The 19,962-nt window shown below is 50.7% G+C and carries 14 protein-coding genes; 5 read left to right on the top strand and 9 right to left on the bottom strand.

Annotated features, from left to right (window positions below):
- Window positions 1-23: 23 nt before the first annotated feature.
- A complete protein-coding gene (gene glmU, locus AC4PME_RS05945; protein WP_491046434.1) occupies window positions 24-1,382 on the bottom strand; it encodes a bifunctional UDP-N-acetylglucosamine diphosphorylase/glucosamine-1-phosphate N-acetyltransferase GlmU in 1,359 nt (452 codons plus the stop codon).
- 235 nt (window positions 1,383-1,617) lie between these two features.
- On the opposite strand from glmU, the gene AC4PME_RS05940 reads away from it, so the two are divergent.
- Window positions 1,618-3,039, top strand: a complete 1,422-nt coding sequence (locus AC4PME_RS05940; RefSeq protein WP_119503011.1) for a sensor domain-containing diguanylate cyclase — start codon at window positions 1,618-1,620, stop codon at window positions 3,037-3,039.
- Between the two features lie 16 nt (window positions 3,040-3,055).
- On the opposite strand, the gene AC4PME_RS05935 is transcribed toward AC4PME_RS05940, so the two are convergent.
- From AC4PME_RS05935 to AC4PME_RS05905, 7 genes are all read right to left on the bottom strand, one after another.
- A complete protein-coding gene (locus AC4PME_RS05935) occupies window positions 3,056-3,958 on the bottom strand; it encodes a DMT family transporter (RefSeq protein ID WP_491046435.1) in 903 nt (300 codons plus the stop codon).
- A 3-nt stretch (window positions 3,959-3,961) separates the two neighbouring features.
- On the bottom strand, window positions 3,962-4,432 hold the full coding sequence (locus AC4PME_RS05930; protein WP_491046436.1) for a methylated-DNA--[protein]-cysteine S-methyltransferase: 471 nt from the start codon (window positions 4,430-4,432) through the stop codon (window positions 3,962-3,964).
- Window positions 4,425-5,852 carry an Ada metal-binding domain-containing protein gene (locus tag AC4PME_RS05925; protein ID WP_491046437.1) on the bottom strand — a complete coding sequence of 476 codons (1,428 nt, stop codon included), beginning with the start codon at window positions 5,850-5,852 and terminating at the stop codon, window positions 4,425-4,427. Before AC4PME_RS05925 ends, AC4PME_RS05930 begins: the two co-directional genes overlap by 8 nt.
- A 112-nt stretch (window positions 5,853-5,964) precedes the next feature.
- Entirely contained in the window at window positions 5,965-6,381 is a 417-nt protein-coding gene (locus AC4PME_RS05920) for a group I truncated hemoglobin (RefSeq protein WP_491046438.1), read from the bottom strand.
- Window positions 6,375-7,211 (bottom strand): DUF3034 family protein, encoded by an 837-nt coding sequence (locus AC4PME_RS05915; RefSeq protein WP_491046439.1) that lies wholly within the window; start codon window positions 7,209-7,211, stop codon window positions 6,375-6,377. The genes AC4PME_RS05920 and AC4PME_RS05915 overlap by 7 nt, the downstream gene beginning before the upstream one ends.
- On the bottom strand, window positions 7,208-9,541 hold the full coding sequence (locus tag AC4PME_RS05910) for a putative bifunctional diguanylate cyclase/phosphodiesterase (protein WP_491046440.1): 2,334 nt from the start codon (window positions 9,539-9,541) through the stop codon (window positions 7,208-7,210). The genes AC4PME_RS05915 and AC4PME_RS05910 overlap by 4 nt, the downstream gene beginning before the upstream one ends.
- Window positions 9,541-10,179, bottom strand: a complete 639-nt coding sequence (locus tag AC4PME_RS05905; RefSeq protein ID WP_491046441.1) for a methylamine utilization protein — start codon at window positions 10,177-10,179, stop codon at window positions 9,541-9,543. The genes AC4PME_RS05910 and AC4PME_RS05905 overlap by 1 nt, the downstream gene beginning before the upstream one ends.
- Before the next feature lie 224 nt (window positions 10,180-10,403).
- Here AC4PME_RS05905 and AC4PME_RS05900 point away from each other — a divergent pair, with 224 nt between their 5' ends.
- On the top strand, window positions 10,404-11,552 hold the full coding sequence (locus AC4PME_RS05900) for a serine hydrolase domain-containing protein (RefSeq protein WP_303572587.1): 1,149 nt from the start codon (window positions 10,404-10,406) through the stop codon (window positions 11,550-11,552).
- Window positions 11,553-11,633: 81 nt separating this feature from the next.
- On the opposite strand, the gene speA is transcribed toward AC4PME_RS05900, so the two are convergent.
- Window positions 11,634-13,550 (bottom strand): biosynthetic arginine decarboxylase, encoded by a 1,917-nt coding sequence (speA, locus tag AC4PME_RS05895; protein ID WP_119503043.1) that lies wholly within the window; start codon window positions 13,548-13,550, stop codon window positions 11,634-11,636.
- A gap of 342 nt (window positions 13,551-13,892) precedes the next feature.
- Here speA and glpK point away from each other — a divergent pair, with 342 nt between their 5' ends.
- The 3 genes from glpK (at window position 13,893) to AC4PME_RS05880 (ending at window position 19,905) form a co-directional block, all read left to right on the top strand.
- Window positions 13,893-15,419, top strand: a complete 1,527-nt coding sequence (gene glpK / locus AC4PME_RS05890; RefSeq protein WP_491046442.1) for a glycerol kinase GlpK — start codon at window positions 13,893-13,895, stop codon at window positions 15,417-15,419.
- Window positions 15,420-15,527: 108 nt separating this feature from the next.
- The gene (locus tag AC4PME_RS05885) at window positions 15,528-17,126 is read left to right on the top strand and encodes a M28 family metallopeptidase (protein WP_491046443.1); all 1,599 of its coding nucleotides are present in this window, start codon (window positions 15,528-15,530) and stop codon (window positions 17,124-17,126) included.
- Window positions 17,127-17,505: 379 nt separating this feature from the next.
- Window positions 17,506-19,905: a TonB-dependent receptor domain-containing protein gene (locus AC4PME_RS05880; protein ID WP_491046444.1), complete on the top strand. Its 2,400-nt coding sequence runs from the start codon at window positions 17,506-17,508 to the stop codon at window positions 19,903-19,905.
- Window positions 19,906-19,962 lie beyond the last annotated feature (57 nt).

The following is a 19,962-nucleotide window of genomic DNA, read 5'->3' as shown; positions in this document are numbered from 1 at the left end:
CAGCCTGCCAGTTCAGTAAGCACTTACTTTTTGACCGGTCTCGGCCAGTTAGCAATCACCCGTTGTTTACTGCGTGCAATTGCCAGCGCCTTATCTTCTACGTTTGACGTGATGGTTGAACCGGCACCTACCGTCGCTCCCTCGCCAATCGTAACCGGCGCCACCAGCGCTGAATTAGAGCCGATAAAAGCATTTTCACCGATGATCGTTTTGGATTTATTAACCCCGTCGTAGTTGCAGGTAATCGTACCTGCACCGATATTCGCACCGGCTCCCACTTCAGCATCGCCAAGGTAAGTCAGGTGATTAGCTTTCGCACCTTCTCCTAACACGGCTTTCTTCATTTCCACAAAGTTACCTACTTTGGCGTTAGCTTTCATCACTGCGCCCGGGCGTAAACGGCCGTAAGGCCCTACAGTACAATGCTCACCTACTTCCGCTTCTTCAATGATTGAATTAGCTTCAATTACCGCACCGTCAGCGACCGAACAATTCCGTAAAATACAATTTGCACCGATTTTTACGTTGCTGCCAAGCGTTACCTTGCCTTCAAAAATTACGTTAACATCTACCGCCACATCATTGCCGGTAATCACTTCGCCGCGAATATCGACACGTGCAGGATCCGCCAGCGTTACACCATCCATCATCAGCGCATGTGCCTGACGGGCCTGTAAGGCTCTTTCAAGTGCTGCCAGTTGTGCACGGTTATTTACGCCTTCCACTTCCTCAACAGCATCCGGTTGGGCAGACTGAATTTGTTTGCCTTCCGCTGCTGCCATGGCAATAACGTCTGTAAGATAATATTCGCCCTGAGCATTATTGTTGCTCAGATTGCCCAGCCAGCGTTTTAAATCACTGCCAGCCATCATCATCATGCCGGTATTGATTTCTTTAATTTCACGCTGAGCATCAGTGGCATCTTTGTGCTCAACAATCGCAGTGATATTGTTGTTCTCGCGAACAATACGCCCCATACCAGTAGGATCGTCGAGTTCAACGGTCAGCAAGGCAAGATCGCATTCTGCTTTCACCGCAGCCAGCCGCTCCAGCGTCGCTTTCTGAATTAATGGCGCATCACCTACCAGCACCAGCACATCTTCGTCGTCTTTGATATAAGGCACAGCCTGCTGAACCGCATGACCTGTACCCAGTTGATCTGCCTGCAGACACCAGTTCAGATTGTTACCCGTTACCGCTGCCTGAAGCTGATCGCCGCCATGTCCGTAAACCAGATGCACAGCACTGGCATTAAGCGCCTCAACCGTATTAATTATACGCTGAACCATCGGGATCCCACCCACAGGATGGAGGACTTTAGGTAATGAGGACTTCATACGGGTGCCTTTACCGGCGGCGAGGACGACTACAGAAAAAGCCATGGATTATCCTTAAAACAATGCTGCACATAAAAATTGACGGCCTAGTGTAACCACATGCAGGTGACAAGTCAGCGACATCGTCAGTTATTTTCGCAGGGGAAGCGTTATTCTTTAGTATCGGGCGGCCCGGAATCGACGAATCCGGGTAGTAGTTTCATTGGTGAAAAGGTATACTGCGCGCTCATATCTTAGTCATCTATCTATACAGAAACAGGCCAGGGAGAGCAGGTAGTCTGTGAAAACGTTCAGGACACTTCACCGCAGTATTTTACTGTTATTTGCAGTGGTGGTGATAGCCATCGTGACGCTCGTTCACTTCAGTGTAAATAAAATTGTGGCGGAACAAAGCCGTGCGCAACAGCAATCGTTGTCGCCCGCAATTTCTCTTATCGTTAATCAGTTACTTAAACCCCTTCATGTGTCTGAGGCTCTGGGCCATTCACGTGAACTGGTAGAACTGATGGATAAAGATCAGGTGAACGAAGAAGACATTTTCACAGCGCTCTCCCGCCTGGAGGAAGAGTTCGGCCTGTACTTCTTTATCGCCAGCGAAAAAGCCCGCATGCAGTACAACTCAGACGGCTCCACCATTCCTCTGGTGAAAGGTGAAGTAAGCTGGTATTTCAAATATAAAGAACGTCCGGAAGACCGTGTGGCGGATATCGGTAAGTGGGAAGACACCCATTTTTATATCGATATTAAAATTTACAACGAGAAGAAAGAGTTCCTCGGCTTCTTCGGTGTAGGGAAAAGCCTGAAAAGCTTCATCAGCATCTTCGATTCCTACAAACAGCAGTATGGCTACGACTTTCTGTTTGTGGATGAAAAAGGCGATATTATGTTGTCGTCAGATGCCAACCTGATGGCTGAATATTCCGATTTTACCAACCTGAATGAACTGACCTGGTACGCCAGTCTGCCTGTTGATGTAAAAGATCAGCGTGCATTGAATAACCGGCTGGTGACAATCAATCAGCAGGAGTATCTGATTGCAGAGGTTAAACTCAACCAGTTCAACTGGACCGTGTTCCTGCTGAGCCCGCTGAATAAACGCCAGGCAGATATTTCACAAGCATTTGTCATCAGCGTAGTGACCCTGCTGGTTGTGGTGTTCTCACTGTTTTTAATGATTTATCACCTGCTGTATTATTTCCGAAAAGACATGCAGCCGGATATGGTCATTCGTAATACTCAGCGCCTGCCGGATCGTCAGAAAATGGAGGCGGAGTACCGTACCCTCCTCGACAATCACTCATCTGTCAGCGTCATCATAGTGGGCGTGGATAACTTCCCGACAATCAACGATACCTACGGCCGCAATACCGGAGATGAGGTGCTGGACAAAGTGTCAGGCCATCTGCTGACCAGTATCCGCACAAAAGATATTCTGGGCCGCTGGAGCAGCGAAGAGTTTATTATACTGCTACCGGAAACTGGCCCCCACGAAGCCATGGATATTGCTGAATCCTTACGTTCGGGCATTGCCAGTATGGACACCAGCGACATGCAACCGCAAATCCAGCTGACCGGTTCATTTGGCGTGTCCTTCTCGGCATCCAGTAAGCCGCTGAACGAATTAACGGCCAACGCAGAGGATGCCTTATATCAGGCCCGGCGCGACGGCAGTAACCGCGTGTGTAAGCAGTTAATCAGTTAAAAAAGAAACGCCCCGCTCAGGGGCGTTCTGCCGCAGACTGTTTTTTCCCGTTCCGGACCAGCCGTCCTGCCACCCCGGTAGTCAACGCAACCCCGAAGAGTATAAGCACACCACCCGTCATGGTTTGCAGGGACAGGGTTTCGTTGAGGAATAATATCCCCCAGATGATGCCGAATAAAGGGACCAGGTAGCCGACGGATATGGCTTTAGCCGGACCGGCACTGGCGATGAGATGGAAATACAGCAGGTACGCAATGCCGGTACCGCCTGCTGCCAGTGCCAGCGCATTCACCCAGGCAATGGCAGATGGCATGGCTTCGGGCAGAGTTGCCAGGGAAAACGGTAGCAGGAAGAGGGATGCCCATATCTGACTGCCGGTGGCAACGACCAGGGGACGCACACCGCTTAACCATTTTTTCATGGCGCAGGCTGCCACACCGTAGCAGGCAGTAGCGGAACAGGCAGCCAGAATTGGCACAATACTTACGTCACCGCTGCCGGTTTTATGTGCGCTTAATACCACCACGCCGATAAATCCGGTGAGCAGTCCGGCCAGAGAAGACAGGCGCAATTTATCTCCCAGCCACAACAGTGCCACCAGAGCACCGAACATAGGCGCTGTGGCATTCAAAATGGCATTGATTCCGGCTTCCAGGTACAGGCTGCTATAGTTGAACAGCACGAAAGGTATTGCCGTATTGGTCAAGCCGATAAAAGCAATTTTCCAGCCGTGAGCCCGGATATCCCGCCATCCTCCTGCGGCCAGCAAAAACGGTAACATGATCAGCGTTGCCATTACGGTTCTGACTTCCACCAGCGCAAATACACCGAACTCAGGTGCAGCCACCCGCATAAAGATAAATGAACCACCCCAAATCGCCCCCAGTATTACCAGGGCGAACGTATCTCTGGCTGACATGCGTTACAGCGCTCCTTCTAAAGCTAATAGTTGTTGTTTTCTGTTCAGTCCGCCGGCATAGCCGGTAAGTTTACCGTTGGCACCTATCACACGATGGCAGGGCACAACGATGGCCAGCGGGTTTTTGCCATTCGCCAGCCCCACAGCTCTCACACCTTTGGGATTTCCGATTGCTCTGGCAATATCACCGTAGCTGCAGGTTTTGCCATAGGGGATGTTGAGTAATGCTTGCCAGACCTGTTGCTGAAAGGCGGTACCGGCTGCGGCAAGGGGTAAATCAAAGGTTGTCCGTTTGCCGGCAAAGTATTCCTGTAACTGGGCACAAGCCTGCGATGTCATTGCAGACGGTGTTTCTGCAATGTCGTCAGACTCTGTGAAGCGGATAGCGGTTATCCCCTTTTCGCTGGCTATAACCTCTACCACTCCGCAAGGGCTGTGTACTGATTCAATATACATCCGGGTTTCATTATACATCCGGTTTTTCCTGTTTTAGCTGATCGGCCATGTGCCAAAGTTGTAACGTCAGGTAGCTGCGCCAGGGCGCTGCTTTTTGCGGTTCGGGATTGAGCTTGTCTGCCACCTTACGGACAATCAGATCACCACTCAGATAGCGGTCGGGATCACTCACGCCCCGCATCATCAAATAGTCAATGGTCCAGGGACCAATCCCTTTCAATGCCAGTAAGGTACTTTCCTTATCACCCTGAGCGCCGGTTAAGCGGTCCTCCCGAGCATAAAAGCCGGCCAGATTACGCAGCGCCTGCTTTCGGCCACCGGGCATCCGCAAAAAAGCAAGCTCGCTACTGGCTACCGCTTGCGGTAAAGGAAATGCTCTGCCTTCTCCGGCAGTCTCTCCAAGCTCGTTCACCAGTAGTGCCACGTTGTTGACTGCTGCTTTAACTGATACCTGCTGCCCCAGAACTGCCCGGCAACCGGCTTCGAACTCACTCCACACGCCTGGCAGCCGTAATCCCTGAACAATATCGCCTGGCGGGATCCCGGCCGCTGTCAGCGCCTGATTAATCAGGTGAGGATCGGCATGTAAATCCAGTACACGGCTGAGGTTATCCAGAACGGCTCTGGCTCCCTGCAGAAAATCAGTGACCAGCGTAACAGCAAAGGCAGAGTGCTGCGGCTGATGCTCTGCCACCACGGTTCCTTTGCCATCAGGGCCGCTGAATACCCGCCGGTAAGTGTTATCAGTCACCGATTCCGTACCGGCTATGGCACGGCCGGAAAGAAAATGCTGAACATGCTCCCAGTTGTAAGGCGGACGATAATACAACATAACCTTGATTACCGGCGTGACATCCCGGCCTGACACTTTGCTTCCCCGTATCTGGCCGGGTGACAAAGACCAGGTTTGTTTCATAGCAGCCTGCAAGCGTCTGGCAGAACCAAAACCGGCGGCAGCGGCAACAGACTCCACAGACATATCAGACTGCTGTAACAGCCGTTTAGCGAACAGTAGTTGCTGATATTTTTGCCACTGTGCCGGTGGCATGCCAAGCCGTGAACTGATGAGTTTGCGCAGGTAACGTTCTGAAATACCCAGCCGTTCAGCAATTGTCGTTACCGGTTGCGGGGGAATGGCACTCAGCAGGGTTTCTGCACGTTTTACGGTCGTATTCACACCATTCCATGCACCCGATAAAGGCGCACTGTCGGGGCGACAGCGTAAACAGGGGCGGAATCCGGCGTGCATTGCCTGTGCGGCGTGGTAATAGTAATCAACATTTTCTTCTTTAGGCAGCCGCGCAGGACATACCGGGCGGCAGAAAATACCGGTGGATTTCACCGCCACAAAAAACTGGCCGTCAAAGCGGCTGTCCCGTGACAGGCGGGCCTGACGGAAACGTTCAGTATCTTCGGATTGTATCGGTGAGGCGGTCAAAGCCGGTGCTCCTGCCATTATCTTCAATAGCAGGCAGTGTATAGTATTTTCATCAATCGGGTGCGACGAAACCGGCACTCACTGATAAACAGTGTGGCGCCGGGTTTACAACTCAGCGGTATAGCATCTGACCACGCATCTTTGCCAGTTCAGCCAGCAGACGGTTTTGCAGGGGGTGAGGGACGCCGGATTTGTCCATAGCGTTAATCAGCAAATCAACGGTGTGATTGAAATGGGTTTCGGTAATGTTCATACCGGCATGAACCTGTTCCATGGTGTCACCGGTGTAACTGCAACCACCGCCGCTGACCATACAAATCTGCTCTTCCAGCTTGGCACGGAAGCGGTCTATATCACTGCCTTCGAAATAAGGAAGAATAACGGGGTCATACTCAATCTCAGTCACGAAGTTATTTACGATCTCCTCGACTTTCTGTTTCCCGCCAAGCTCTGAATACAGTGTCTGATTGTGACTGGCGCATCCGTTTAAAAGGAGCAGGAAAAAAATACCGGTTAGCAACTTCACCATAACTGGCCTCCGAGAGATAAGTAAATGCCATTCTGATCCGGTGCGCCGGCGATACTGCCAAGTTCAGCCCATGCCAGGGTGAGATTGAAAGATTTAGAAGGAATATAGGTAACGAATACGTCCCACCAGTCTTCTTCTCCCAATCCCAGGTTATCCGGTTTCTGCCGGTATTCGGCCCCCACAGCAACATGGCGGTTAAGCAGCACCCCTACCGAACCTTCCATCATCACTTCATAGTCGTCATCCGCTGTGTGACCGAAGCCCAGCAACCCCATCTGGTTCGCATTTGTCATTCTGGCGGTGAGATTCCACACCAGGTTATAACCCGCCACAGCACCAAGGTGCACTTTCGTTGCCGACACATAGAAGTCGGTACCACTGTTGTCAGCACTGCCGAGGGCGTAGGCAATAGCATCATCCTGCAATTCTTTGAACTGCACACCGGCACTGATTTGCGGTAAATCAGAATACACCACGTCTCCCCACAGCCTGACTTTTGCGCCGTAGATGTTCTGCGAAATATCTCCGCCGATGGTGGTCAGGTCGAAGGTTTGCCTGGCAACAGATAACTCAACGCGGTCATACAGTGACACACTGGCACCGGCAACCTGCAAACGGTAATCGTCCAGATTCACGCGGGTGAGAAAGGCATTGACTGACACTTCGCTGTCGGTGTCGTAGCCGGACAAGGTGGCCCAGGGCACAATACCGCCCCCGCCGCTGCCCTCAACCTGATTCAGACCGGCAGTACCGGTGAGTTTGCCGGAACCGGCCAGCGCCGGCAGTGACACACTCAATAACAAAACACAAACCCGTTGCAGCAATGTCATGTTGTCTCCGTTCGTTGCATACCATAGTGCGTGGAACCCAGCCATTCGTACATGGCGGGTACAGTCAGTGGCCGGCTGATGAAGTAGCCCTGTGCAATGTCACAGCCACCATCTTTTAAAATTTGCAGTGAACGTTCATCCTCTACCCCTTCTGCCACCACACAAAGATGAAACACCGCTGCCAGATTCAGCACGGTACGCACAATTTGCTGATCGCTGTCGTCGCTGGCCAGTTTGAGCACGAAGCTTTTATCAATTTTGATAGTCTGCACCGGTAAGGTTTTTAAATAAGCCAATGATGAATATCCTGTGCCGAAATCATCAATAGCAAAATGAAAACCCATGGCTTTAAGTGTATTCAGATTCCTGATTGCCAGTGCTGCATCTTCCACCAGATCACTTTCTGTAATTTCCAGTTCCACATCAGAAGGAGTAAGCCCTTTGGCGGCAATCTTTTCAGCCAGACTACGCATCAACTCAGGGCGCTGAATATCCTGAGTAGATAAATTAATCGCCACAGAAAAAACATAGCCCTGCTGCCGGAATCCCGCAAGGTCGTCTAAAGTGCGGTCCAGTACCCAGGTGGTCACCTGCTCAATCAGACCGGCCTGTTCGGCGATGCCGATAAATTCATCCGGGGGCACAAATCCCAAACTTGCACTGTTCCAGCGGATGAGTGCTTCCACGCTGCACACCCGGTTAGTTTGTAAATGGACTTTGGGTTGATAAACCATGGACAGCTCTGTCTGGTCGCCGGTAAGCACCTTTTTCAGTTCGGTGATGATAGTGAGCCGGCGCAGATACTTGGTTTGCATTTCTTCTTTAAATGCAATGAGCCAGTGATCATGTTGCTTGCTTTCATCCGACAGGATATTAATTTTCCTGAAGACCTCTTCGGTGGTATCTCCGTCTGACGGGCAACTTAAATGAGCAAAAAAGACTTTCATGGGGATCACCAGACCGTCGAACTCCACCGGCGCTTCCAGTTGCTGACGAAAGGCATCGATAGCAGTTTCATCCAGCGGCACGTCGGGGACGAAGAGAAAATCACCGCCGGCGAGTCTGGCCGCCATGCCGGGCCATGACAGAGTTCTCTGCGCCATGGTTTTTATGCAGAAGTCTCCGGTGGTATAACCATACAAATCGTTGATGGTACGGATCCCCATAATATTGATACCAAGGATTTGCAGTGTCTCGCCGGCATCCAGGCGCTGGTTGAGCTTTTCTTCAACAAAATGCCGGTTATAGAGCCCGGACAACATGTCGTGCTGAGCCTGGAACAGAATGTGATCTTCCCGTGAACGGATACGGGCTTGCATGGTGTTAAATGCACGGGCAAGTTCGCCGATTTCTGACACTCTGTCGTCCGACTTTACCGGCTCCTGATAATGGCCCTCTGCTATCTCATTAACAGCAGTCACCAGCTGGTTTACCGGCGTGCTGACCCGCTTGGCTAAAACCATCGAAATAGCCAGCGACAACACAATAATGCCCAGAGCAATAATAATCACCACCGTTTGCAGATCCAGCACACTCAGGTACTGCTCACTGACATCCAGCGCGATACGTATTTTGACAGGGATATGGTCGATCCCCGGCAATTCCAGTTCTCTGACTTCATACAGGCTTTCATCCTGCGCCATGATCCGGAACCAGTTAATTTCCCGGTCGCTGCGCACGATAAGCCTTGCCGCAAAATCATGGGGAAGGCTGCTGTTCAGCACACGGGCACTGTTGTCATCGGAAGTAATGATCACTTCGGCCTGCACCACCTCGCTTAACAGGGCGAGAAAATTGTCGTCCAGTGCAAACGCCGCCCCCAGATATCCGATAACTCTGGGTGCCGCCACCGGCGCTACCACGGCGTGGTACAAGGTGTCATTCATAAACACGTAATCACGGGTTATTTCACCCGGGTCTATATTGCGGTAACGTTCGCCAAAGGAGCGGTCACCTGACACCAGAATATCGTCCGGAAAGGAAGTAATCGTTTCATCCTGAAGATTCAGCATCACCAGAAAATCAAAATCCTGTCTGGCATCCATAGTCTGCAGGGCGCTGTTGATGGTGGGCGGATCGTAACTGGCAAATGCGGCTCTGAATTCATAGGCCGTGGATAACGCTTTGGTTGATGCGTAAAGGGCTTTGGTGCGTTCCTCAACAATGTGCTGCAAAATGTTAGTGTCGATGGCGAGTTCTTTTTCCAGATTCTGCTGAACCAGGTCGTCAGTGGCATTCCAGACGGATAGCAGAATTAGCCCTGCGGTCAGCACGGTGCTGCCAAGCAGAATGCGAAACAGGCTGTGCCGCAGAGACAACGATCTCATCATCAGTTTCCGAACTTCTTACTACCGAAAGTGCGTGACTTTTTCACAGGCTCAGCCGGAATGGCAGCTTTAAGTGTCAGAGTAATGCTTTCACTTCCGGCAGACTCATCCAGACTGACCGTTTCCTGCCGGCTTTGCACAATATCCAGTTCCGGGTGCCATAGCGTGACGGACTGAACGCCGTCGGGGATCACAACACTGCCATCGTTTCCAGTGATAAATACCCGGGCATTTTCATAAACATAGACGTACCCAATCATCTGGTCATGAATATTGCATCCCAGCGCGACGATACCGGGTTTATCAAATTCCACAGGATCCGCTGACAACCCGCTATACAGCTTAATTTCGAAAGGTTTCGCCTGTGAAAAGCTGTATACATGGTGGCGGATATTGTCGCTGTTTGGAAACGTAACAGACGTACCAGCAGCTACGGCCAGCACGTGAGGGACAAACTGTTTGTCGACCTGATCCATGACCGCTGTGCCGGCTGAAGGAGTGCTGTCAGAAGTCACACTGACCACGGCATTGACCACCGGCTTGCCAGCCGGGTCGACGATGGTCAGGTTTTTCGCCTGCACGCCGCAGGTAATCAATGACAGATAAGCGGCTAAGGTAAGCGCGAAGGTTTTAAACTGCATAAACACGGCACCGGGCATCAGGGCATGGGTTATCTTTTAAACATAATCCATGGGGTCAAAGCGCGCAAACTGTGGCAGGGTATTTTGTCAAAGTTGATAAAATCTTTGCCCGTACGCATAATACTGCGCAAATAATAGCACAGTTTCACGGAACGAAATTGTCATATAAAACGACGGAGTTTTACTTGTCTACAGGCCTGTCAAAATTGTTTATCCGCGCATGCATGGCATTGATGCTGGCGTGTTCATGTGTTGTCGCCGTGGCTGCAAATGAAGCCTGGCTGGACGACTACGCCCGCTATGTGAAGCGGGAAGCAATTAAATACAACGTGCCGGGCTATGCCTTTGTGTATTATCAGCAAGGGGAAACGCCCAAAGTATACGTGTTCGGCCGCACAAAGAAAAACGGTGAGATGATTGACGGCGATACGGTATTCCGGCTCGCATCAGTATCCAAGTCTTTTACCGCCCTGCTCACTGCAAAGCTGGTACAGCAGGGGAAAATGCGCTGGGACATGCCGGTAAGCGAACTGGTACCGGATATTCCGTTCACCGGTCAGGGCATGGATACGCTGCAACTACAGCACATTGTCAGTCAGTCCAGCGGCTTTATGCCCAATGCCTATGATAATTTAATAGAGGCCGACTATTCACTGGAGCGGGTACTGCAACAGCTCGCCATTCTCGACCCGTTGTGTGCTCCGGGTGCCTGCTATACCTATCAGAACGCCATGTTCGGAGCGATTGCCTATTATCTCGGAATGCAAAATACGTCTTATCACCGCCAGTTGGATGAACAGGTGTTTATTCCCCTTGGAATGAAAACGGCCAGTGCCGGCAAAGCTGCACTCATGGCATCAGAAAGCTGGGCCAGACCGCACATTGCCATTGCCCGCGATAAGTGGCGTGAGGGCATGGTTGAAAGCAATTACTACCGGTTCGCACCGGCAGCAGGTGTTAACGCCAGCATTAAAGACATGACCATCTATCTGCAGGCTATGCTGGGGGAATTTCCCACTGTTGTGCCGCCGGAGCTGATTGAAGAAATTACCACGCCGGTGGTGAAAACCACACGTGAAGTTTACCGTCGCGGCTGGCGGGAGCACCTTAACAGCGCATGGTACGGAAAAGGCTGGCGAATTTACGATTTTGACGGCAAACGCCTGAACTACCACAGTGGCTGGGTAAAAGGTTACCGCGCTGATGTGGCGTTCTCACCGGAATACAAAGCCGGCTATGTGATGCTGATGAACGCCGAGTCCAACATGATTAATTCCACCACGGCGGAATTCTGGGACCGGTATTTTGAACAGGCTGATGAGAAGAGAGCGCTCGCACAGGCAGAAGAAACCAGACCGGCAGCCGGCCAGTAACCCGGAAAAACAACACTCACAAAAAAGGCAATGTTCACCGGAACATTGCCTTTTCTTTATCTACTTAAAATGCCCTGCTGTTTACGAGCGGGTTTTCATGTACGTATAACCACTTAAACAATTTTCGTAGAAGTCAGTCCATTTCACCGCTTCACGGGGGTTTAAGTTGCCGCTTGAAATCTGACGGTCAATCATACGTTTCACATCAGACGCCATGGCGCGGGGGTTGTACTGCATGATTTCCAGAACATCCTGCACCGACGATCCTTTCACCACTTCCTCAATGTAGAAGTCTTGCGGATCATCGTCGTAGCTGAAGATGTGCACTTCGTTCAGACGACCGAACAGATTGTGCATGTCACCCATTACGTCCTGGTACGCTCCGGTCAGGAACAGACCAACGTAATAAGGCTCGTCTTTCTTCAGCTTATGCATAGGCAGAATATCGGTGATTTCACGGCCTGCCGTGAACTGATCAATCTTACCGTCACTGTCACAGGTAATATCCACCAGCGAACAGTTAACCTCCGGCTTCTCGTCCATACGTGTTACCGGCACGACAGGCAACAGCTGGTCGATAGCCCACGTATCCGCTGCTGACTGGAATACTGAGAAGTTAGCCAGATACTGGGAAGACAAGCTGTAATCCAGACCCTGAATTTCCTCCGGCACGTACTCCGCAGTGGAATAGTGAGCCTTCAGGCGCGTCATAATGCGCCAGTACAGGGTTTCGATTTTACCCAGTTCGTCCAGAGTCAGTACGCGCAATTTAAACGCATCCATTGCCTGCTCTTTCCACTGGGAAGCATCGTTAAACACTTCCTGCATGTTCTTCTGTTCATCGAAGGTTTCTGACAGCTCACGGATATTGCTGACAAATACATGCTCACCTTCTACCGGAGTCACATCCACTTCTGCCATATCTGAACGGATTTCACCCACGATTTCAGTAATTACGCAGCTGTGGTGTGCGGTAATCGCCCGGCCACTTTCGCTTACCAGGTTCGGATGCGGCACGCCTTCCAGGTCGCACACTTCTTTCATGCCGTATACAACATCAGAAACATATTCCTGCATGTTGTAGTTACGGGATGATTCATTGGTTGATGCACTGCCATCGTAATCGATACCCAGGCCACCACCCACATCAACATAATCCAGCGGGAATCCTAACTTGTGCAGTTCAGCGTATATCCGTGCGCCTTCGGTCATGGCTTCTTTTACAGAACGGATGTCTGTTAACTGGCTGCCGATATGGAAATGCAGCAGCTTGAAGCAATGCTCCATACCTTCATCCCGCAGGAAGCGGGCTGCTTTTAAGATTTCAGCGATGGTCAGGCCGAATTTGGCTCTTTCACCACCGGAGCTTTCCCACTTGCCCCGGCCTTTAACGGTCATTTTTGAGCGCATACCGATTATCGGGTCGATATTCAGCTCTTTAGCCGTTTTAACCAGCAACGTGAGTTCTGAATACTTCTCAATCACCACAACAATGCGGCGACCCAGCTTACGGCCAAGCAGAGCAAGCTTCATGAACTCTTCGTCTTTATAGCCGTTCAGTACGGTCAGTGAATCTTCGTTAGTATTCAGCGCCAGTACGGTGATCAACTCAGCTTTTGAGCCGGCTTCCAGGCCGTAATTGAAAGGTTCGCCGGCATCAACGATTTCTTCTACCACTTCGCGCATCTGGTTTACTTTGACCGGATAAACGCCCTGGTATTCACCGTTATATTCAGCCTCAGCAATGGTGTTGCGGAAGATAGTGTTTAAATTCGCAACCTGCGAACGCAGCACATCGTGGAATCGTACAACCACAGGAAACTGCACGCCTTCTTCGCGGATTTCGTCAATTACCGCTTTAAAATCAATTCGAATACTGGGATCAGAGGGGACAGGAGTAACATGCACGTTACCGTTGTCACCAATGGTAAAGTAACCGCCGCCCCAACGTGAGACGCCGTACAATTTTTCCGCTTCTTCGATGCTCCACTCAGCCAATTGTTTTCACCTTAAAAAATCAAACGCCCTGTCTCAGATACTGGACAAGGCGAGTTGTGGATTATTCGTCATATTTTGGAGCGCCATTATAATCGTCTCGTAAGTCAGTGCTATGAAAATCGTCATAATTTTATGTCACAAAAAACGAATATCTATTCACTGGCATTATGAGGCGATGCACGCTGGCTGCAGACCAAAAAACAAACTGCCGGTCTCTCACCATACCGACATTTCTCTGAAGCGCAAATGTTAAGAAAAATCGCTTTCCCGTTCTCATCCGTAAGCTATTGTTATAGAAAAGGCTCAGCGTAAGCCTGTCAGACATAACAAGAGGAAAGTAGCATGAGTGCCCCTGCAGATAATCCGCAACGCCCCGCCATTTTAACCATTGATCAGGGCACCACATCCACCCGCACAATCGTGTTTGACGGGCAATTTTCACCGGTCTTCACGGCGCAGGAAGAATACCCCCAGCATTATCCGAAACCGGGCTGGGTCGAGCACAATCCGGAAGATATCTGGCAAACCACGCTGAATACTGTGAAAGAAGCCCTGACGTTCAGTGACAAGGAAAGCTATCACGTTGCCGGTATTGGCCTGGTAAATCAGCGGGAAACTACCGTGGTATGGGACAGACAAACCGGAGAAGCGATATATCCGGCCATTGTATGGCAGGACCGGCGCACAGCATCCCAATGCAATAAAATGAAGGACAAAGAAGAATGGCTGCATAAGCGCACGGGCCTTCGCTGTGACCCTTATTTTTCTGCCACCAAAATCCGCTGGATTCTGGATAACGTGGAGGGTGCACAGCAAAAAGCAGATAAAGGCGAACTGGCTTTTGGCACCATAGACAGCTTCCTTATCTGGCGTTTAACCGGCGGAAAACACCACCTTACCGATACCACCAACGCCAGTCGCACAAACCTTTTTGATATCAATACTCTGACCTGGGATGACGAATTACTGGATTTATTCGGTGTGCCCGCTTCTATGCTACCCGAAGTAAAAGATTGCGCCGGTGATTTTGGCTGTCTTGATGAAAGCAAGTTCGGCTGTGCGGTGCCGGTTTACGGCGTGGCAGGCGATCAGCAGGCTGCGTTGATTGGTCAGGGGTGTTTTCAGGCCGGAGAAGCAAAAACAACCTTCGGCACCGGATGTTTCGCGCTGGTGAATTCAGGCGACTCACCGGTATTTTCCGGCCAGAATTTACTGACTACCGTAGCCTACACCATTAACGGTAAAGCCTGTTATGCCATGGAAGGGTCAATCTTTGTGGCTGGCGCGGCGGTGCAATGGCTTCGGGACAGTCTCTGTATTCTTAAGCATGCGGCAGACTCAGAAGCACTGGCCAGTCAGGTAGAAGATGACCATGAGGTTGTTGTGGTACCGGCGTTTACCGGCCTGGGCGCACCTTACTGGGAGCCGATGGCGCGGGGCGCGATTTACGGTTTAACCCGTGGTTCCACCGATGCCCATATTGTTCGCGCTACGCTGGAATCCGTGGCTTACCAGACACAGGATCTGGTTGACGCGATACACAGTGACGGCATATGCACGACGGCAATAAACGTGGATGGTGGCATGGTACAAAACAGCTGGTTCTGTCAGTTTCTTGCCGACACGCTGGACATTCCGGTGAACCGGCCTGAAATCATGGAGACCACCGCACTGGGTGCAGCATTTCTGGCCGCCCTGCAAGCCGGGTGGCAATCAGATTTACAGGCATTTGCAGGTATGAATCCCTGCGATTCTGCATTTACGCCTGCGGCGGACAATGCCTTAAGAGTAAAACGTAAAGCCCGCTGGCAGGCAGCGGTGAAAGCCACATTGATGATGGCGGAAGCAGAGAGTCTGCTGACGGAATAAATAAGCATTTGTCTATACCATTGCTCCGTTAGCCTGTTCCTGCTTGTACAAAACAGGGGATTTGCGTAGTGTTGGTCTCCTCTTATAAAGACAATATTTCCGGGAATCATGTTAAAACAGCTCTTTTTCGGCAGTGCACTTCTTACTGCCACCGGCGCTTTTGCCGCAACACCGGTTTCACCTGTGGGTGAAGCGGTGAATCTGAATAAATATCGTGAAGATGTAAAAATTCTGGCCAGCGATGCCTTTGAAGGCCGCGCACCGCTTTCTGCCGGTGAGCAGAAAACCATCGACTATCTGGTCACACAGTTTAAGAATATCGGGCTGGCTCCGGCATTCGGCGACAGTTACATTCAGAAGGTTCCGCTGGCGAAAATCAGTGCAGACCAGGAAATGACACTGACCATCGGCGATCAGGCTTTCGAAAACGGGACTGAGTTTGTGGCCCGTACCGAGCGGATATCTGCAGATATCACACTGAATGACGACGTTGTATTTGTGGGATACGGTATTAACGCACCGGAATACCACTGGAATGACTACGCAGACGTTGATGTAAAAGGCAAAACCGTTATCGTGCTGGTCAATGACCCCGGTTTCGCCTCACAACGCAAAGACTTCTTCAACGGTAATGCCATGACCTACTATGGCCGCTGGACATACAAATACGAAGAGGCTGCCCGTCAGGGTGCTGAAGCCGTATTTATTGTTCATGAAACCATGCCGGCAGGTTATGGCTGGGGAGTTGTGCAGGCTGGCGGCACCACCACCAAATACTCATTAATTGATGACAACAATAACCAGTCAAAAGTGGGTGTGATGGGCTGGATGCATCTGCGCGCTGCACAAAAAGTATTTGAAGCAGCGGGACTTAACTACCGGGAAATGAAAGAAAAAGCCTCTGCACCGGGTTTCAAAGCCGTAGATTTAAATGCTAAAGCCACGCTTAAACTGCACAGCACATTCGAAATGGCGGAATCGCAGAATGTTGCCGGTATCCTGCCAGGGCACAATGCACCGGATGAGTGGGTTGCTCTGCACGCACATTGGGATGGTTTAGGAAAAGGCACTGAAAATGGCAAGGAAGTGATCTTAAACGGTGCCGTAGACAATGCTTCAGGTGTTGCCGGCGTATTGAGCCTGGCCCGCGTAATGAAAGGAATGAGCGAGAAGCGTCCCAATGCCAGAACCATGATGTTCGGCGCGTTTACTGCCGAAGAAACCGGCCTGATTGGGGCTGAGCACTTTTCACTGAATCCGCCGGTGCCTGCTGAAAATATTGTGGCCTTTCTGAACATTGACGGCATGAACGTGAATAAAGCCACCGACTATATTCTTCAGTACGGCGAAGGGTTGTCTGAACTGGAAGATTATGTGGCGAAAGTAGCCAAATCACAGGGCCGTTTCGTGAAACCGGATCCCCGTCCGCAAAATGGTTTGTTCTTCCGTTCAGATCACTTTGCAGCGGCAAAACAGGGCATTCCGTCTTACCTGTTTATGAGTCTGGGAGACACTGACCCGTCGTTTATTGCACAGCGCTATCACAAAGCTGCTGACGACTACCTGCCCGAATGGGATTTAGGTGGCGTAGAGCAGGATTTGGATCTGATTGGTCAAATTATGGCGCAACTGGCGAATAACGGCGACTGGCCGGAATGGACCGGTGAGTCCGACTTTAAAGCGGCCCGGGAAGCATCTAAGCAATAACCCGGCCTTATCACAGGCGCTTGCGGTGATACCCTGAGCGCCTGTTTATCTTCCTCAATCTACGCTTATCTGCCTCCTGACGGTAATTTTTGCCGGATAAAGTCTTTCACTAAAAGCCTTTCACTGCAAAGCGTTCACATCCACTACCTTTCAATTCATTAGACTATTTTAATGAAATCCCCATTCAGCATGAGAGCAACAAAATTGCGCTTTTTTCATTCAATACACAACATTGAAAGCAAAGAAACGCAAAGATACGTAAAAATACTAGACTAAAGGCGAATAATAATGTTTCGCATTTAGATAATCACTTTGGTAGACTCCGTCCCGATTTTTATATTACGGATTATTTATTTACCGCCAATCGGGATATGACTCAATGAAACCTGGAACTGTGAAAACACGTTACACCATGCTCGCCTCTGCCATCATTGCCTCTTTTTTTCATACCGCTTCTTTTGCACAGGATGAAGCGCCGGCAACACCGGACGGCAGCGATATCGAACACATTGTTATTTCAGCGACCGGCTTTGAACAAAAACTGACAGAAGCACCTGCCAGTATTTCCGTTATTTCTCAGGAAGACTTGCAGTCCCGTCAGTTCATTACGCTGCTGGATGCCGTGCAATTTCAGGAAGGTATCGATATCGGAACTACCCGCGACAAAACTGGCCAGGGTACGGTCAGTATGCGTGGTCTTACCGGCGAATATACGCTGCTGTTGATTGACGGCGTTCGTATGAACAACCACGGTGATATCTACCCGAATAACTTTGGCGGTAACGCGTTCGGACACGTACCGCCAATGGAAGCAATTGAGCGGATCGAAGTGATCCGTGGTCCGGCTTCTACTCTTTACGGTGCCGACGCACTGGGCGGCGTAATTAACGTCATCACCAAAAAACGCTTTGAAGACTGGACAGGTTCTATCAACTTTGGCCGCAGCATTCAGACTGATGACCAGTTCGGTGACGACATCACCACTGACTTTTTTGCACAAGGCCCGCTGATCAAAGATTTGCTGACACTGGGTGTACGGGGCAGCATGTATGAGCGTCAGGCATCCAACCCTGAATTCGCACCTGACGTGGACCCCAACGGCGATATCCATATCCGTGAACTGGGCTTCGGCAGCGGCGGTAAAACCGTAGACAGCGACAGCGAGCAGTTTGGCTTTACGCTTTTCTTCACGCCGTTTGAAAACCAAAGCTTCAAGTTTGATTACGACAACTCGAATCAAACCTACGACAACACCCCTACTTACAACATCGATACCGGTGAAATTTCTTACCCGCTGGGTACCAAAGATAACATTGAGTCTATCTGGGCAGACCGCCGTGGTGTGGTTAATCCCCGCGCCGGTTACGCGGCGGATCAGGAGTTCAACCGTGAGTGGTGGTCGGTTACTCACCAGGGCCAGTTTGACGGCTTCTCATCAATGGTGGCCTTGTCTCACGTAGACACGACAAACGATGGCCGTACGTTACCGTTGAGCGTGGCAGAACGTTTATTACTGCAGGAAATGTATGACGGTACAGGTGCTTACGAAGGCATGACAGAAGAAGAGCGTAAAGCTCTGGCGGAAGATACTTTCCTGCCGCGTCCGAAGCGTCCGCTGGAAAGCAGCCAGTATACGCTTGATGTGCGCGTCGATATTCCTGTGACAGGTGTTATGGGCGACCACAACATTGTGCTTGGTGGTCAGGCGATCGACGGTGAACTGCTGGACGGCGTATTCGGCCTGGAAGACAGCAATGCCGGTGGTGTTCAGGAACAGAAAATGTGGTCGTTGTTTGCTGAAGACAACTGGAGCCCGAATGACTATCTGACACTGACAGCCGGTGCCCGATATGACGAGCATGACGTCTTTGGCAGCCAGGTTTCTCCGCGTATTTATGCGGTTTACACCTTCAATGATAACTGGACAGTTAAAGGTGGTGTGAGCACTGGTTATAAAACGCCGAATACCACTGACCTGTACGACGGTATCACCGGTTTCGGTGGCCAGGGTACGTCTCCGTTCGCAGGTAACCCTGACTTACAACCTGAAACCAGTGTAAACAGTGAAATTGCCGTTTACTGGAACAGCGATGCTGGCCACAACTTCAACCTGACTTACTTCAACACGAAGTTTGAAGACAAGATCGCCCGTGGTGATACGGTTTACAGCTGTGAAGTCACCGGCGGCGTGCGCCCTTGTGTTAACTTAGGTGATTACGACCAGCTGGGTTATCAGACTTACAGCCAGAAAATCAACATTGATAAAGTTGATTTGCAAGGTATAGAAATGGCCGGCCGCGTTCAAATCAGCCCGGAGTGGTTCGTTACCGCCAACTATACCTGGACTGACAGCGAACAGAAAAGTGGCCCTGAAGCCGGTCAGCCTCTGACCAACACTGCAGAGCACATGGCGAATATTACCGTAAACTGGGATATGACCGAAGATTTCAGTGTTTATCTGCAGTCGCAAATCCGTTCAGACCGCTACCGTGGCTGGGACAGTACGCTGGATAAGCCGCTGTACTACAAAAACTATCAGCTGATGACGCTGGGTGCCCGTTACCGTATTACTGAATACGTGTCGGTTAATGCCCGTATCAACAACCTGCTGGACGAAGATTTCACGTCTTACACCACCGAATACAACGATTTGAATGGTGACGGCAGTTACGAGTATCTCACCGGTCGTGGTGTGGTAAGTGAAGTCGTATTCCTCGATGACTACAACATCAAAGACCGCGCGCGTAACCTGTGGGTAGGCGTTAACGTGAAGTTCTGATGTAAAACATCACTAACGTAAAACAACATGGCCGGTATCCTGCGATACCGGCCATTC

Source organism: Alteromonas sp. (assembly GCF_984505615.1).
The sequence above is the reverse complement of the archived record's forward strand: the minus strand, read 5'-3'. Positions and strand labels throughout refer to the sequence as shown.

Excerpts from the sequence above, each read along its gene's own strand:
- glmU (WP_491046434.1), bottom strand. The coding sequence starts at position 1,382 with ATGGCTTTTTCTGTAGTCGTCCTCGCCGCCGGTAAAGGCACCCGTATG.
- AC4PME_RS05935 (WP_491046435.1), bottom strand. The coding sequence starts at position 3,958 with ATGTCAGCCAGAGATACGTTCGCCCTGGTAATACTGGGGGCGATTTGG.
- AC4PME_RS05930 (WP_491046436.1), bottom strand. The coding sequence starts at position 4,432 with ATGTATAATGAAACCCGGATGTATATTGAATCAGTACACAGCCCTTGC.
- AC4PME_RS05920 (WP_491046438.1), bottom strand. The coding sequence starts at position 6,381 with ATGGTGAAGTTGCTAACCGGTATTTTTTTCCTGCTCCTTTTAAACGGA.
- AC4PME_RS05915 (WP_491046439.1), bottom strand. The coding sequence starts at position 7,211 with ATGACATTGCTGCAACGGGTTTGTGTTTTGTTATTGAGTGTGTCACTG.
- AC4PME_RS05910 (WP_491046440.1), bottom strand. The coding sequence starts at position 9,541 with ATGATGAGATCGTTGTCTCTGCGGCACAGCCTGTTTCGCATTCTGCTT.
- AC4PME_RS05905 (WP_491046441.1), bottom strand. The coding sequence starts at position 10,179 with ATGCAGTTTAAAACCTTCGCGCTTACCTTAGCCGCTTATCTGTCATTG.
- AC4PME_RS05900 (WP_303572587.1), top strand. The coding sequence starts at position 10,404 with ATGGCATTGATGCTGGCGTGTTCATGTGTTGTCGCCGTGGCTGCAAAT.
- glpK (WP_491046442.1), top strand. The coding sequence starts at position 13,893 with ATGAGTGCCCCTGCAGATAATCCGCAACGCCCCGCCATTTTAACCATT.
- AC4PME_RS05885 (WP_491046443.1), top strand. The coding sequence starts at position 15,528 with ATGTTAAAACAGCTCTTTTTCGGCAGTGCACTTCTTACTGCCACCGGC.
- AC4PME_RS05880 (WP_491046444.1), top strand. The coding sequence starts at position 17,506 with ATGAAACCTGGAACTGTGAAAACACGTTACACCATGCTCGCCTCTGCC.